Origin of the sequence: Marichromatium sp. PS1, from assembly GCF_041155115.1 — a bacterium.
Lineage (GTDB): Bacteria > Pseudomonadota > Gammaproteobacteria > Chromatiales > Chromatiaceae > Marichromatium > Marichromatium gracile.
In genome coordinates this window covers 1308193-1324341 of sequence record NZ_BAAFHB010000002.1, presented here as the reverse complement: position 1 = coordinate 1324341, position 16149 = coordinate 1308193, and the positions used below count along the sequence as shown (strand labels likewise).

Below are 16149 nucleotides of genomic sequence, written 5' to 3'. Positions count from 1 at the left end.
TTACTTGCGGCCGCGACGACGCACAATCATGCCATCGGTCCGCTTATTCTTGCGCGTTTTATGGCCCTTAGTCGGCACACCCCAGGGGGTGACCGGGTGACGACCACCGGAAGTCCGGCCTTCACCACCGCCGTGCGGATGGTCGACCGGGTTCATGACGACACCACGCACCGTGGGACGCACGCCACGCCAGCGGGTCGCGCCGGCCTTGCCGAGCTTCCGCAGGCTGTTCTCGGAGTTGCCGACCTCGCCGATCACCGCGCGGCAATCAGCATGCACCTTGCGCATCTCACCGGAGCGCAGACGCACGGTGGCCATCGCGCCTTCACGCGCGACGAGTTGGGCCGATGCACCGGCCGAACGGGCGATCTGGGCGCCCTTGCCCGGACGCATCTCGATGCAGTGCACCAAGGTACCGACCGGGATATTGCGCAGCGGCATGCAGTTGCCGACGCTGATCGGAGCGGCCTCACCGGCCTGCACACGATCGCCTGCGCTCAGCCCCTTCGGGGCGATGATGTAGGCACGCTCACCATCGGCGTACTTCAGCAGCGCCAGGTGAGCCGTGCGGTTCGGGTCGTACTCGAGCCGCTCGACCACGGCCGGTACGCCTTCCTTGTTACGCTTGAAATCAACAACACGGTAACGCTGCTTGTGACCGCCACCCTGGTGGCGCACGGTGATGCGTCCGAAGTTGTTGCGTCCGCCGTTCTTCGTCTTTTTCTCGATCAGAGGCGCGTAGGGGGCGCCCTTGTGCAGTTCGGGGGACTGCACCTTCACGACAAAGCGGCGCCCGGCGGACGTCGGTTTGGTCTTTACGATTGCCATCTTGGTCTATCCGTTGCTGTCCGCCGCTGCGCTCACGCGCCGCCGCCGAAATCGATATCCTGACCAGCTTCCAGGCGCACATAGGCCTTGCGCCAGTCCTGACGCTTGCCCAGGCGCTGACCGAAACGCTTGGTCTTACCCTTGACGTTGAGGATCTGCACGCTGTCGACCTTGACCTCGAACAGCAGCTCGACGGCCTGGCTCACCTCACGCTTGGTCGCGTCGGTCGCGACCCGGAACACGACCTGGCCGGACTCGGCGGCACGGGTCGACTTCTCGGAGACGATCGGCGCGAGCAGCACCTTCATCAGACGCTCTTTGTTCATGCCAGGCGCTCCTCGAGTTTCTTGATTGCCGCTTCGGTCGCGAGCACGTTCTCGAAGGCGATCATGCTCACCGGATCGACCTCCTGAGCCGCCATCACGTCAACACCGTTGAGGTTGCGCGCGGCCAGGAACAGGTTCGGGTCGAGACCGTCGGTGAGGATCAGCACGTCCTTCAGGCCCTGGCCCTCGAGCAGTGCGATCAGCTCCTTGGTCTTGGGCGCCTCGAGCGCGAGCTCGGAGACCACCACCAGACGCTCGGTGCGCACCAGCTCGGAGAGGATCGAGCGCACGGCACCGCGATACATCTTGCGGTTGACCTTCTGGCTGTAGTCGCGCGGCTGCGCGGCGAAGGTCACGCCACCGGAGCGCCACAGCGGGCTGCGGCTGGTACCGGCACGGGCACGCCCGGTGCCCTTCTGACGCCAGGGCTTGGCCCCGCCGCCGGAGACGGCAGAACGGTTCTTCTGGGCCTTGGTGCCGGCGCGCGCGCCGGCCAGGTAGGCGGTGACCACCTGGTGAATCAGACCGGGCTTGAAGTCGGCCCCGAAAACGGTGTCCGAGACCTGCACGCTGGCACCGCCGTTGTCATTTCGAATGGCGAGTTCCATGGACTTAACCCTTGTTCTTCTGCTTCACGGACGGCAGCACGACCACGCGACCACCAGCCGGACCGGGCACGCCGCCACGGACCAACAGCAGGTTGCGCTCGGCATCGACACGCACCACCTCGAGACCCTGCTGGCAACGGTTGGCGGCACCGAGGTGACCGGCCATCTTCTTGCCCTTGAACACACGGCCCGGGGTCTGGTTCTGACCGATGGAACCCGGCGCGCGGTGCGACAGCGAGTTGCCGTGGGTCGCATCCTGACCACGGAAGTGGTGGCGGCGGATGGTGCCGGCGAAGCCGCGACCCTTGGTCACGCCACGCACGTCGACCTTCTGGCCGGCCTCGAACATGGAGACCGAGATCTCCTGACCGACTTCGATGTCGGCACCTTCTTCGCCCTCGAGACGGAACTCGCGCAGCACCTCACCGGCCTCGATACCGGCCTTGGCGAAGTGCCCAGCCATCGGCTTGGTCACGCGCGAGGCGCGACGCGATCCGAAGGCAACCTGGATGGCGCGGTAGCCATCGGTCTCGGCGGACTTGACTTGGCTCACACGGTTGGGCTGGACCTCGATCACGGTGACCGGGATGCTCTCCCCGTCCTCGTTGAACAGCCGGGTCATGCCAGCCTTACGCCCGATAACTCCGATCGTCATCGTTTCGTCCTCAGCTCAGCTTGATCTGGACGTCGACGCCCGCGGCCAGATCCAATTTCATCAGCGCATCGACCGTCTTGTCGGTCGGATCGACGATGTCCATCAGGCGCTTGTGGGTGCGCAGCTCGTACTGGTCACGCGCGTCCTTGTTGACGTGCGGGGAGACCAGGACCGTGAAGCGCTCCTTCTTGGAAGGCAGCGGAACCGGACCACGAACCTGAGCGCCGGTACGCTTGGCGGTATCGACGATCTCGCGTGCGGACTGATCGATCAGACGATGATCGAACGCCTTCAGTCGAATACGAATTCTTTGGCTGCTCATATCCTTACTCGATGATCTTGGAGACCACGCCGGCGCCGACGGTACGACCACCCTCGCGAACAGCGAAGCGCAGGCCCTCTTCCATCGCGATCGGCGCGATCAGCTGGACGGTCATCTTGACGTTGTCGCCAGGCATGACCATCTCGATGCCCTCGGGCAGCTCGCAGGCACCAGTCACGTCGGTGGTGCGGAAGTAGAACTGCGGACGATAGCCGTTGAAGAAGGGGGTGTGACGACCGCCCTCTTCCTTGCTCAGCACGTACACCTCGGCCTCGAAGTTGGTGTGCGGGGTGATGCTGCCGGGCTTGGCCAGCACCTGGCCACGCTCGACGTCCTCACGCTTGGTGCCGCGCAGCAGCACGCCGACGTTGTCACCGGCCTCGCCCTGGTCGAGCAGCTTGCGGAACATCTCCACGCCGGTGCAGGTGGTCTTGGTGGTGTCCTTGATGCCGACGATCTCGACCTCTTCACCGACCTTGATCACGCCACGCTCGACACGACCGGTCACCACGGTACCGCGACCCGAGATCGAGAACACGTCCTCGATCGGCATCAGGAAGGCGCCGTCGATGGCACGCTCGGGCTCGGGGATGTAGCTGTCGAGCGCCTCGACCAGCTTGTCGATGGACGGACCACCGATCTCCGAGGTGTCGCCCTCGAGGGCGAGCTTGGCCGAACCGGTCACGATCGGGGTGTCATCACCCGGGAAGTCGTAGCTCGAGAGCAGCTCGCGCACTTCCATCTCGACAAGCTCGAGGAGCTCGGCGTCGTCGACCATGTCGGCCTTGTTCAGGTAGACGATGATGTAGGGCACGCCGACCTGACGGGAGAGCAGGATGTGCTCGCGGGTCTGGGGCATCGGGCCGTCAGCGGCCGACACCACCAGGATCGCGCCGTCCATCTGCGCCGCACCGGTGATCATGTTCTTCACGTAGTCGGCGTGGCCGGGGCAGTCGACGTGTGCGTAGTGACGCGTATCGGACTCGTACTCGACGTGCGCGGTGGCGATGGTGATACCACGCTCACGCTCTTCCGGGGCGTTGTCGATCTGGTCGTAGGCACGTGCCTCACCACCAAACTTGCGCGCCTGGTGCGTGGTGATCGCAGCCGTCAGCGTGGTCTTGCCGTGGTCGACGTGGCCGATGGTGCCAACGTTGACGTGCGGCTTGCTACGTTCGAATTTTTCTTTGGACATCCCGCTCTACCCTTAACAATCGTTACTATTTCTTGGAGACCGCTTCGGCAATGCTGGCGGGCACCTCGTTGTACTTGGAGAACTCCATGCTGTAGGTCGCACGACCCTGGGTCGCCGAGCGCAGATCGGTTGCGTAACCGAACATCTCGGACAGCGGGACCTCGGCACGGATGACCTTGCCGGAAGGCGCATCCTCCATCCCCTGAATCATGCCGCGACGGCTGTTCAGGTCGCCCATGACGTCGCCCATGTTCTCCTCGGGGGTCACCACCTCGACCTTCATGATCGGCTCGAGCAGCACCGGCTTGGCCTTGGCGGCACCTTCCTTGATGGCCATCGAGCCGGCGATCTTGAACGCCATCTCGCTCGAGTCGACCTCGTGGTAGGAACCGTCGTAAAGGGTGACCTTGACGTCGACCATGGGGAAGCCGGCGATGATGCCGTTCTTCATGGCCTCCTGGATACCTTTGTCGACCGAAGGGATGTATTCCTTCGGTACCACACCACCGACGATGGCGTTGACGAACTCGTAACCGGCACCGGCCTCCTGCGGCTCGATGCGGATGTGCACGTGACCGAACTGACCGCGACCACCGGACTGACGGGCGAACTTGGTCTCCTGCTCGACGGTGGCGCGGATGGTCTCGCGGTAGCTGACCTGAGGCGCGCCGACGTTGGCCTCGACCTTGAACTCGCGACGCATGCGATCGACGATGATCTCCAGGTGCAGCTCACCCATGCCGGAGATGATGGTCTGACCCGACTCCTCGTCGGTGTGGACACGGAACGAAGGATCTTCCTGCGCCAGCTTCTGCAGCGCGAGACCCATCTTTTCCTGGTCGGTCTTGGTCTTGGGCTCGACCGCGACCGAGATCACCGGCTCGGGGAACTCCATGCGCTCCAGGGTGATGACCTGGTCGAGATCGCACAGGGTGTCACCGGTGGTGACGTCCTTCAGACCGACCGCCGCGGCGATGTCGCCGGCGCGGACTTCCTTGATCTCCTGGCGGTCGTTGGCGTGCATCTGCAGGATACGGCCGACACGCTCCTTCTTGCTCTTGACCGGGTTGTACACGGTGTCACCGGACTTGATGACGCCCGAGTAGACGCGGAAGAAGGTCAGGGTACCGACGAAGGGGTCGGTCGCGATCTTGAACGCCAGCGCGGCGAAGGGCGCGTCGTCGTTCGACGCGCGGGTCGCCTCGCTCTCGTCCTTGTCGTCGAGGATGCCGCGGATGGCGGGCACGTCGACCGGCGAAGGCATGTAGTCGAGCACGGCGTCGAGCATCGCCTGCACACCCTTGTTCTTGAACGCCGAGCCGCACATCATCGGCACGATCTCGTTGTTCAGGGTACGCGTGCGCAGTGCGGCCTTGATCTCGTCCTCGCTGAGCGCTTCGCCCTCGAGGTACTTATCCATCAGCTCTTCGTTGGCCTCGGCCGCAGCCTCGACCATCTTCTCGCGCCACTCGTCGCAGAGCTCGACCAGATCCTCGGGGATGTCGCGGGCCTCGTACTCCATGCCGCGGCTGGCTTCGTCCCAGTAGATCGCTTTCATGCGCACCAGATCGACGACGCCCTGGAAGTCTTCCTCGGCACCGATCGGGATCTGGATCGGCACCGGGTTGGCGCCGAGACGATCCTTCACCTGACCGACGACGCGCAGGAAGTTCGCGCCCATGCGGTCCATCTTGTTGACGAAGGCGAGACGCGGCACGCCGTACTTGTCGGCCTGGCGCCACACGGTCTCGGACTGGGGCTCGACGCCACCGACGGCACAGAACACGGCGCAGGCACCATCGAGCACACGCAGCGAACGCTCGACTTCGATGGTGAAGTCGACGTGCCCGGGGGTGTCGATGATGTTGACGCGATGCTCAGGGCGGTCACGGTCCATGCCGGACCAGAAGCAGGTGGTCGCCGCGGAGGTGATGGTGATACCACGCTCCTGCTCCTGCTCCATCCAGTCCATGGTGGCGGCACCATCATGCACCTCACCAATCTTGTGAGAGATCCCGGTGTAGAACAGGATGCGCTCTGTGGTGGTGGTCTTCCCGGCATCGATATGCGCCATGATGCCAAGGTTGCGATACCGCTCGATTGGGGTGCTACGTGCCACGACTGAATCCGCCCTGATTGATCAAAAAATGCTTTGCGAAACTACCAGCGGTAGTGCGAGAAGGCCTTGTTGGCCTCGGCCATGCGGTGCGTGTCTTCTTTCTTCTTGACCGCAGAACCACGCGACTCGGCGGCGTCCATCAGTTCACCGGCCAGACGCTGCGCCATGGACTTCTCGGAGCGCTTGCGCGCAGCATCGATCAGCCAACGCATTGCCAGCGAGTTACGACGGGTGGGACGCACCTCGACCGGCACCTGATAGGTCGCACCACCGACGCGGCGGGACTTGACCTCGACCGCGGGGCGAACATTCTCCATCGCCTGCTCGAGCAGCTCGATGGGCTCGGCGCCCTTCTTCTCGGCGATCTGGTCGAGCGCGTTGTAAATGATGCGCTCGGCGACGGACTTCTTCCCGTCTTCCATCATCATGTTGATGAACTTGGTCAACAGCTCGCTTCCGTGCTTGGGATCCGGCAGGATCTGGCGACGTGCGGCAACGCGTCTTCTCGGCATGATCTACTCCGACCTAAATTGGATACTGACTCAGCTCTTCGGGCGCTTGGCGCCGTACTTGGAACGACCCTGACGCCGCTTCTCGACACCCGAGGTATCCAGCGTGCCGCGCACGGTGTGGTAACGAACACCCGGCAAGTCCTTGACACGACCACCGCGGATCAGCACCACCGAGTGCTCCTGCAGGTTGTGGCCTTCACCACCGATGTAGGAAGCCACCTCGTAGCCGTTGGTCAGACGCACACGTGCAACCTTACGCAGTGCGGAGTTCGGCTTCTTCGGGGTGGTGGTGTACACACGAGTGCAGACACCACGACGCTGCGGACAAGCCTCGAGGGCCGGCACATTGCTCTTCGCCACGTTCCGCTTGCGGGGCTTCCGCACGAGTTGGTTGATCGTTGCCATGCAATCAGTCTCCAGGGGCGCCCTCGCGCCAAATTCAGGGAGTCAAACGACGCCTGCACGGCAGCAGGCCGCATTGCAGCCAGTACGTCCGCACGGATTCGATCGATTGACTCGGGGACCGGGCAGATTTGCCCAGACCAAGGAACCGGACCAAGAAAATAAGGCCAGCCAACCCTTTGGCTGGCTAGCTGAGACAGAGCAGTATAGGGAGTGACCCTAAACGTGTCAACCTCCCTAACTGCCCGATCTTTCTTGGAATGAAACGCCTTTCGGCATGCCGCGGATCAGTCGGCCGCGGAGGTATTGAGCGCCTTCTTCAGTGCCTCTTCCAACTCCTCCGCATCCATCTCGACCTTGCCGCCAGCGGCCTGCAGGTCGAGTTGACGCTGACGTCGGCGCTCGAGATGCGACGACAGGCCGGTGCCGGCGGGGATCAGACGACCGACGATGACGTTCTCCTTGAGGCCGGCGAGGTGGTCGACCGAACCACGCACCGCCGCTTCGGTCAGCACTCGGGTGGTCTCCTGGAAGGAGGCCGCCGAGATGAACGACTCGGTGGCGAGCGAGGCCTTGGTGATACCCAGCAGCAGCGGCTCGAAGAGCGCCGGCTGCTTGTCCTCGGCCATCATCCGCTTGTTCTCGTCGAGCACGGCGGTGTACTCCACCTGCTCGCCACGCAGCAGACGGGTGTCGCCCGGGGCGGTGATCTCGACCTTGCGCAGCATCTGGCGAACGATCACCTCGATGTGCTTGTCGTTGATCTTCACGCCCTGCAGCCGGTAGACGTCCTGGATCTCCTTGACCAGATACTCGGCCAGCGCGGTCACGCCCTTCAGACGCAGGATGTCGTGCAGCGCCAGCTCGCCGTCGGCGATCACCTCGCCACGCTCGACACGCTCGCCCTCGAACACGTTGACGTTACGCCACTTCGGGATCAGCTCCTCGACCGTCTCACCGTCATCGGTGGTGATGATCAGGCGCTGCTTGCCCTTGGTGTCCTTGCCGAAGCCGATGGTCCCGCTGGCCTCGGCGAGCAATGCCGGCTCCTTCGGCTTGCGCGCCTCGAACAGGTCGGCCACGCGCGGCAGACCACCGGTGATGTCACGCGTCTTACTCGACTCCTGCGGGATACGCGCAAGCACGTCGCCGACCCCGACCATGGCGCCGTCGTCGACGCTGACGATCGCGCCCGAGGGCAGGAAGTAGCGCGCCGGCAGGTCGGTACCCGCGATGTTGAGCTCGTTGCCCTGCTCGTCGAGCAGCTTGACCATCGGGCGCAGGTCCTTGCCGGTAGCCGGACGCTGCTTGGGATCGATGACCACGCGCGAGGTCAGACCGGTGACATCATCGGTCTGGGCCTGCACCGTCACGCCCTCGATGAAGTCGGCGAAGGCGAGCTTACCGGCCACCTCGGTGATGACCGGGTGGGTGTGCGGGTCCCAGGTCGCGACCACGTCACCGGGGTTGACCTGCTGGCCGTCGGCCACGCCCAGGGTGGCGCCATAAGGCACCTTGTAGCGCTCCTTCTCCATGCCGCGCTCGTCGACCACGGTCAGCTCGCCGGAGCGCGACACCGCCACCAGGTTGCCCGAGTGGTGCTCGACGGTCTTGATGTTGTGCAGTCGCACCGAACCGCCGTTCTTGATGTCGATGCTGTTGACCGCCGCCGCACGCGAGGCCGCACCACCGATGTGGAAGGTGCGCATGGTGAGCTGGGTACCCGGCTCACCGATCGACTGCGCCGCGATGACGCCGACGGCCTCGCCGATGTTGACCCGATGGCCACGCGCCAGGTCGCGACCATAGCACTGGGCGCAGACGCCGAGGCGCGACTCACAGGTGATCGGAGAGCGCACCCGCACCTGGTCGATGCCCTTCTCCTCGAAGCGCTCGACCCAGCGTTCGTCGAGCAGGGTACCCGCGGGGCAGACCAGCTCGTCGGTCCCCGGGCGGTAGACGTCGACCGCTGCGACACGACCGAGGATGCGCTCGCGCAACGGCTCGACCACGTCGCCGCCCTCGATGATCGGGGCCATCAGCAGGCCCTGATCGGTGCCGCAGTCCTGCTCGAGCACCACCATGTCCTGGGCGACGTCGACCAGACGACGAGTCAGGTAACCCGAGTTGGCGGTCTTCAGCGCGGTATCGGCCAGACCCTTACGCGCGCCGTGGGTCGAGATGAAGTACTGGATGACGTTCAGACCCTCGCGGAAGTTCGCGGTGATCGGGGTCTCGATGATCGAGCCGTCCGGCTTGGCCATCAGACCACGCATACCGGCGAGCTGACGGATCTGCGCCGCCGAGCCACGTGCGCCGGAGTCGGCCATCATGAAGATCGAGTTGAACGAGTCCTGACGACGCTGCTCGGCCAGACGCTGATCGAGCGCGGCCAGGGCGCTCTTGACCCGACCCCGCACCTCGACCGAGTCGACCTGATCGAGATCGCCGAAGGCGTCGAGTTCGGCGCGCGCACCGCTGAGCAGTGCATCGAACTCGCCGACGAAGGACTTGGCATCGAGTTCACCGGACTCGAGACGAGCACCGAGTTCGGCGGCCGCACCCTGCAGCCGGTCGAACAGCCGGCGCGCGGCCAGATGCTGCTCGGCGTCGTCGGCCACCAGCTCGTAGACCGCCTGGCGGTACTCACCGAGGAAGCGCAGCGCCTCATAGGCCGGGCGGGTCTCCGCGACCGAGCCACCGAGCTTGCTCATCATCGACTTGGCGACCCGGTCGTTGGTGTGCGACCAGATGTCGACGACCTTGTTGTAGCGCTCGCCGTTGGTGACCAGACCCGAGGAGTACTGGTCCTGGATCTCCTTGACCTCCTTCTCGGCGCCGGCCAGGATCTCCGTCTTCTCCTCCGGCACCTCCATGTCCTCGAGACCGATCGAGGCACCGGCGCGGGTGGCCATGCGGAAGCCCAGATACATGATCTGGTCGGCGAAGACCACGGTGTCCTTGAGACCGAGACGGCGATAGCAGACGTTGATCAGACGCGAGATCTGCTTCTTGCCCATCGGCCGATCGACCAGATCGAAGGGCAGCCCGGTGGGGACGATGGCGAACACCAGGGCGCGGCCCAGGGTGGTCTCCTTGATCGAGGTCTGCTCGCGACGATTGCCGTCCTGGTCCTGGATCACCTCGTGGATGCGTACCCGACAGCGCGCGTGGAGGTCTGCCTGCCCGGTCTCGTAGGCGCGACGCGCCTCGTCGATGTCGGCAAACAGGCTGCCCTCGCCCTTGGCGCCGATGCGCTCACGGGTCATGTAGTAGAGCCCGAGCACCACGTCCTGCGAGGGCACGATGATCGGCTCGCCGTTGGCCGGCGAGAGGATGTTGTTCGAGGCCATCATCAACGCCCGCGCCTCGAGCTGAGCCTCGAGCGAGAGCGGCACGTGCACGGCCATCTGGTCGCCGTCGAAGTCGGCGTTGAAGGCGGTACAGACCAGCGGGTGGAGCTGGATCGCCTTGCCCTCGATCAGCACCGGCTCGAAGGCCTGGATGCCGAGACGGTGCAGGGTCGGGGCGCGGTTGAGCATCACCGGGTGCTCGCGGATGACCTCCTCGAGGATGTCCCACACCTCGGGGGTGCCGCGCTCGACCATCTTCTTGGCGGCCTTGATGGTGGCGGCCAGCCCGCGCAACTGCAGCTTGCTGAAGATGAACGGCTTGAACAGCTCCAGGGCCATGCGCTTGGGCAGACCGCACTGGTGCAGCTTGAGATAGGGGCCGACGACGATGACCGAACGGCCGGAGTAGTCGACACGCTTACCGAGCAGGTTCTGGCGGAAGCGGCCCTGCTTGCCCTTGATCATGTCGGCGAGCGACTTCAGCGGGCGCTTGTTGGTGCCGGTGATGGCGCGACCGCGACGACCGTTGTCGAGCAGCGCGTCGACCGACTCCTGGAGCATGCGCTTCTCGTTGCGCACGATGATGTCGGGCGCGACCAGATCGAGCAGACGCTTGAGGCGGTTGTTGCGGTTGATGACGCGACGATAGAGATCGTTGAGATCCGAGGTCGCGAAGCGGCCACCGTCGAGCGGCACCAGCGGGCGCAGCTCCGGGGGCAGCACCGGCAGCACGGTGAGGATCATCCACTCGGCACGGTTGCCCGATTCGAGCAGCGACTCGAGCAGCTTGAGACGCTTGGAGAGCTTCTTGATCTTGGTCTCGGAGTTGGTGCTCTCGATCTCCTCGCGCATCCGCCGCACTTCGGCGGCCATGTCGATGGTGCGCAGCAGCTCGTAGACGGCCTCGGCGCCCATGCGCGCGTCGAACTCGTCACCGTGCGCCTCGAGGGCGTCGAGATACTGCTCGTCGTTGAGCAGCTGGCCGCGTTCGAGATCCTGCACCAGGCCCGGATCGATGACCACGAAGGACTCGAAGTAGAGGATGCGCTCGATGTCGCGCAACGTCATGTCGAGCAGCAGGCCGATGCGCGAGGGCAGCGACTTGAGGAACCAGATGTGCGCCACCGGGCTGGCCAGATCGATGTGGCCCATGCGCTCGCGGCGCACCTTGGCCAGGGTCACCTCGACGCCACACTTCTCGCAGACCACGCCACGGTGCTTGAGGCGCTTGTACTTGCCGCAGATGCACTCGTAGTCGGTGATCGGGCCGAAGATCTTGGCGCAGAACAGCCCGTCGCGCTCCGGCTTGAAGGTGCGATAGTTGATGGTCTCGGGCTTCTTGACCTCGCCGAAGGACCAGGAACGGATCATCTCGGGGGAGGCAAGTCCGATCTTGATCGCGTCGAATTCGAGTGCCTGGCCCTGTTGCTTGATGATTTTCAGTAGATCTTTCAAGACCTTAATCTCCTGCCTGCGATAACCGGCTAAGCGCTAGCCCCACATGCGTCGCGTGCGTGGTGCGTAGGGTGCGGTGAGGCACGAACCGCACGGTCGCCAGATCATTGAAAGGACGCACTCCCCCACTCGGGGGAATGCGTCCCGCGGCTTAATGGCTCGGTTAGTCCTGCTGCAACTCGACGTTGATCGCGAGCGAGCGGATCTCCTTGACCAGCACGTTGAACGACTCGGGCATGCCCGCCTCCATGCGATGGTCTCCGTCGACGATGTTCTTGTACATCTTGGTCCGACCGTTGACGTCGTCCGACTTCACCGTGAGCATCTCCTGCAGGGTGTAGGCGGCACCATAGGCCTCCAATGCCCAGACCTCCATCTCACCGAAGCGCTGACCACCGAACTGGGCCTTGCCGCCGAGCGGCTGCTGGGTGACCAGGCTGTAGGGACCGGTGGAACGGGCGTGCATCTTGTCGTCGACCAGGTGGTTGAGCTTGATCATGTACATGTAGCCGACGGTGACCGGACGCTCGAACTGCTCACCGGAGCGACCATCGAACAGGATGGTCTGACCACTGGGCACGCCCTGCGCGGTGTTGTCACGATCGGCCAGACGCAGCATGGCCTTGATCTCGTCCTCGGTGGCGCCGTCGAACACCGGCGTGGCCAGCGGCACACCCCGGGTGAGGTTGCGGGCGAGTTCGAGGATCTCGTCATCGCTGAACTCGTCGAGCGACTCGCGCTTGCCACTGGTGTTGTAGATCTTGTCGAGCAGCTCGCGCAGCTCGGCGATCTTGGCCTGGGCCTGGAGCATCTTGCCGATCTTCACGCCGAGGCCGTTGGCGGCCCAGCCGAGATGGGTCTCGAGCACCTGACCGACGTTCATGCGCGAAGGCACGCCGAGCGGGTTGAGCACGATGTCGACCGGCTCGCCGTCGGCCGAGAACGGCATGTCCTCGACCGGCACCACCTTGGAGATGACACCCTTGTTACCGTGACGGCCGGCCATCTTGTCACCCGGCTGGATGCGCCGCTTCACCGCCACGTAGACCTTGACCATCTTGAGCACACCGGGGGCGAGGTCGTCGCCGCTGGCGATCTTGCGCTTCTTGGTCTCGTAGCGCTCGCGGAACTCGTCGCGCTGCTGCTTGACCTGGGCGGCGACCGCCTCGAGCTGGGTGGCGATGTCCTCGTCCTGCATGCGGATCTCGAACCAGAGATCACGCGAGCCACGCGACACCAGATCCTGCAGGTAGTCGCTGGTGATCTCGGCGCCAGGACGCAGACCGCCGGGGCCACCGTCGGCGACCTTGCCGACGAGCATGCGCTCGACACGGTGGAAGGTGTCGTTCTCCATGATCCGCTGCTGGTCGGCGAAGTCCTTGCGCACGCGGTCGAGTTCCATCTCCTCGATCTGCTGGGCACGCTTGTCCTTCTCCACCCCGTCGCGGGTGAACACCTGGACGTCGACCACGGTGCCGTTCATGCCCGAGGGCAGACGCAGCGAGGTGTCCTTCACGTCCGAGGCCTTCTCGCCGAAGATCGCGCGCAGCAGCTTCTCCTCGGGGGTGAGCTGGGTCTCGCCCTTGGGCGTGACCTTGCCGACCAGGATGTCGCCGTCGCGCACCTCGGCGCCGACATAGACGATGCCCGACTCGTCAAGCTTGGAGAGCGCCGCCTCACCGACATTGGGGATATCGCTGGTGATCTCCTCCGGGCCGAGCTTGGTATCGCGCGCCAGACAGGAGAGCTCCTCGATGTGGATGCTGGTGAAGCGATCCTCCTGCACCACCCGCTCGGAGATGAGGATGGAGTCCTCGAAGTTGTAGCCGTTCCAGGGCATGAAGGCCACGCGCAGGTTCTGACCGAGGGCGAGCTCGCCCATGTCGGTAGAGGGCCCGTCGGCGAGCACGTCGCCACGCGTCACCACATCGTTCGGACGTACCAGCGGACGCTGGTTGATGCAGGTGTTCTGGTTGGAACGGGTGTACTTGGTCAGGTTGTAGATGTCGACACCAGGCACGCCGGGCACGGCCTCGTCGTCGTTGACCCGCACCACGATGCGCGCGGCGTCGACCGACTCGATCACACCGCCGCGACGCGCCACCACACAGACCCCGGAGTCCTTGGCCACCACACGCTCGATGCCGGTGCCGACCAGCGGCTTCTCGGCACGCAGCGTCGGCACCGCCTGACGCTGCATGTTCGAGCCCATGAGCGCACGGTTGGCGTCGTCGTGCTCGAGGAAGGGGATCAGCGACGCGGCCACCGACACCACCTGACGCGGCGAGACGTCCATGTAGTTCACCTCTTCGGGTGCCTTCATGGTGAACTCGTTGGCGTGACGGCAGGAGACCAGGGCATCGGTCAGGCGACTCTCTTCATCGAGCGCGGCGTTGGCCTGGGCGATGACGTAGTTGCCCTCCTCGATCGCCGAGAGATAGTGGATCTCGTCGGTGACGCGGCCGTCCTCGACCCGCCGATAGGGGGTCTCGAGGAAGCCGTAGGCGTTGGTGCGGGCATAGACCGCGAGCGAGTTGATCAGACCGATGTTCGGGCCTTCAGGGGTCTCGATCGGGCAGACGCGACCATAGTGGGTCGGGTGCACGTCGCGCACCTCGAAGCCGGCACGCTCGCGGGCCAGACCGCCCGGACCGAGCGCCGAGACACGACGCTTGTGGGTGACCTCGGAGAGCGGGTTGTTCTGGTCCATGAACTGCGAGAGCTGACTGGAGCCGAAGAACTCCTTGATCGCCGCCGAGACCGGCTTGGCGTTGATCAGCTCCTGCGGCATCAGCCCCTCGGACTCGGCCAGCGAGAGACGCTCCTTGACCGCGCGCTCGACACGCACCAGACCAACGCGGAACTGGTTCTCGGCCATCTCGCCGACGCAGCGGATACGACGGTTGCCGAGATGGTCGATGTCGTCGACCGCACCGCGACCGTTGCGCAGTTCGACCAGCACCCGGAGCGCGTCGATGATGTCGGAGCTGTCGCCGTACTTGGCCAGCAGATCCTGGGAGAAGGCATCGGTGCGATCACGGAAGTAATGACCGTCGTAGACCACGCCCGGGCCTTCCTCGTTCTCGCGACCGAGGCGGCGATTGAACTTCATCCGGCCAACGGCCGAGAGGTCGTAGCGATCCGGGGTGAAGAACAGGTTGTGGAACAGGTTCTGGGCGGCCTCCTTGGTCGGCGGCTCGCCCGGGCGCATCATCCGGTAGATCTCGATCTGGGCGTCGAGATCACTGGTGGTGTTGTCGATGCGCAGGGTCTCGGAGATGTAGGGCCCCTGGTCGAGATCGTTGACGAACAGGGTCTCGATGCGCTCGATGCCCTTCTCGAACAGGGTCTGCAGCATCTCCGGGGTAATGATGCTGTTGGCCTCGGCCAGCACCTCACCGGTGTCGGTATCGATCTGGTCACGCGCAAGGATGCGCCCGAGCAGGAAGTCGATCGGCACCTCCAGCTGCTCGACGCCGGCCTTCTGCAGCTCGCGGATGTGGCGCGCGGTGACGCGGCGACCGGACTCGACCAGCACCTCGTCGCCGATCTTGACGTCGAAGCTCACGGTCTCGCCGCGCAGCCGCTCGGGGACCAGATCGAAGGAGATCTGGCGCTTGGCGAGATGGAAGGTATCGGTCTCGAAGAACCGCTCGAGGATCTCCTCGACGGTGTAACCGAGCGCGCGCAGCAGCACCGTCGCCGGCAGCTTGCGGCGACGGTCGATACGCACGAAGACGTTGTCCTTGGGATCGAACTCGAAGTCGAGCCAGGAGCCACGATAGGGGATGACGCGCGCGGAGAACAGCAGCTTGCCCGAGGAGTGGGTCTTGCCCTTGTCGTGGTCGAAGAAGACACCGGGCGAACGGTGCAGCTGCGAGACGATGACACGCTCGGTGCCATTGATGATGAAGGTGCCGGTCTCGGTCATGAGCGGCAGCTCGCCCATGTAGACCTCTTGCTCGCGAACGTCCTTGACGACCTTGGAGCCCGCCGGGGCATCCTTGTCGTAGATTACCAGACGCAGCAGTACGCGCAGCGGCGCGGCGAAGGTGGCGCCGCGCAGATGGCACTCACGCTCATCGAAGACCGGCTCGCCGAGCCGATACTTCACATATTCGAGGACGGCATTGCCGGAATAGCTCTCGATCGGGAAAACGGACTTGAAGGCGGCGTGCAATCCGACGTCCCGCCGCCCCCGCTCGGAGGTATCGGCCTGCAGGAACTCGCGATAGGAGTTGATCTGTGTGGCCAGCAGGAACGGCACGTCCAGGATGCTGGGACGCTTGCCGAAGTCTTTGCGGATGCGCTTTTTTTCGGTGAACGAATAGGCCATTATGCCTTCCCTCGAGGTGCTTACTATGGTCCCTAACG

Annotated in this window: 11 protein-coding genes; all 11 read right to left on the bottom strand. The window is 64.4% G+C overall.

Translation table 11 applies throughout. From position 1 onward, the window contains the following. The gene (rplB, locus tag ACAM26_RS07325) at window positions 1-828 is read right to left on the bottom strand and encodes a 50S ribosomal protein L2 (RefSeq protein WP_062274092.1); all 828 of its coding nucleotides are present in this window, start codon (window positions 826-828) and stop codon (window positions 1-3) included. A gap of 32 nt (window positions 829-860) precedes the next feature. Next, entirely contained in the window at window positions 861-1154 is a 294-nt protein-coding gene (rplW, locus tag ACAM26_RS07320) for a 50S ribosomal protein L23 (RefSeq protein ID WP_062274090.1), read from the bottom strand. Next, entirely contained in the window at window positions 1151-1762 is a 612-nt protein-coding gene (gene rplD / locus ACAM26_RS07315; RefSeq protein WP_062274088.1) for a 50S ribosomal protein L4, read from the bottom strand. Before rplD ends, rplW begins: the two co-directional genes overlap by 4 nt. A gap of 4 nt (window positions 1763-1766) precedes the next feature. After that, entirely contained in the window at window positions 1767-2417 is a 651-nt protein-coding gene (gene rplC, locus ACAM26_RS07310) for a 50S ribosomal protein L3 (protein ID WP_005224323.1), read from the bottom strand. 10 nt (window positions 2418-2427) lie between these two features. Next, window positions 2428-2739: a 30S ribosomal protein S10 gene (gene rpsJ, locus ACAM26_RS07305; protein WP_005224322.1), complete on the bottom strand. Its 312-nt coding sequence runs from the start codon at window positions 2737-2739 to the stop codon at window positions 2428-2430. 4 nt (window positions 2740-2743) lie between these two features. Then, window positions 2744-3934: an elongation factor Tu gene (tuf, locus tag ACAM26_RS07300; protein WP_369613357.1), complete on the bottom strand. Its 1191-nt coding sequence runs from the start codon at window positions 3932-3934 to the stop codon at window positions 2744-2746. A gap of 25 nt (window positions 3935-3959) precedes the next feature. Then, window positions 3960-6053, bottom strand: coding sequence for an elongation factor G (gene fusA / locus ACAM26_RS07295; protein WP_123141716.1), 2094 nt, complete (start codon window positions 6051-6053; stop codon window positions 3960-3962). 41 nt (window positions 6054-6094) lie between these two features. Beyond that, entirely contained in the window at window positions 6095-6565 is a 471-nt protein-coding gene (gene rpsG, locus ACAM26_RS07290; RefSeq protein WP_062276815.1) for a 30S ribosomal protein S7, read from the bottom strand. Between the two features lie 30 nt (window positions 6566-6595). After that, on the bottom strand, window positions 6596-6970 hold the full coding sequence (gene rpsL, locus ACAM26_RS07285; protein WP_005224646.1) for a 30S ribosomal protein S12: 375 nt from the start codon (window positions 6968-6970) through the stop codon (window positions 6596-6598). Between the two features lie 284 nt (window positions 6971-7254). Next, the gene (rpoC, locus tag ACAM26_RS07280) at window positions 7255-11775 is read right to left on the bottom strand and encodes a DNA-directed RNA polymerase subunit beta' (RefSeq protein WP_123141717.1); all 4521 of its coding nucleotides are present in this window, start codon (window positions 11773-11775) and stop codon (window positions 7255-7257) included. 163 nt (window positions 11776-11938) lie between these two features. After that, window positions 11939-16111 carry a DNA-directed RNA polymerase subunit beta gene (gene rpoB / locus ACAM26_RS07275; protein WP_123141718.1) on the bottom strand — a complete coding sequence of 1391 codons (4173 nt, stop codon included), beginning with the start codon at window positions 16109-16111 and terminating at the stop codon, window positions 11939-11941. Window positions 16112-16149: the final 38 nt, after the last annotated feature.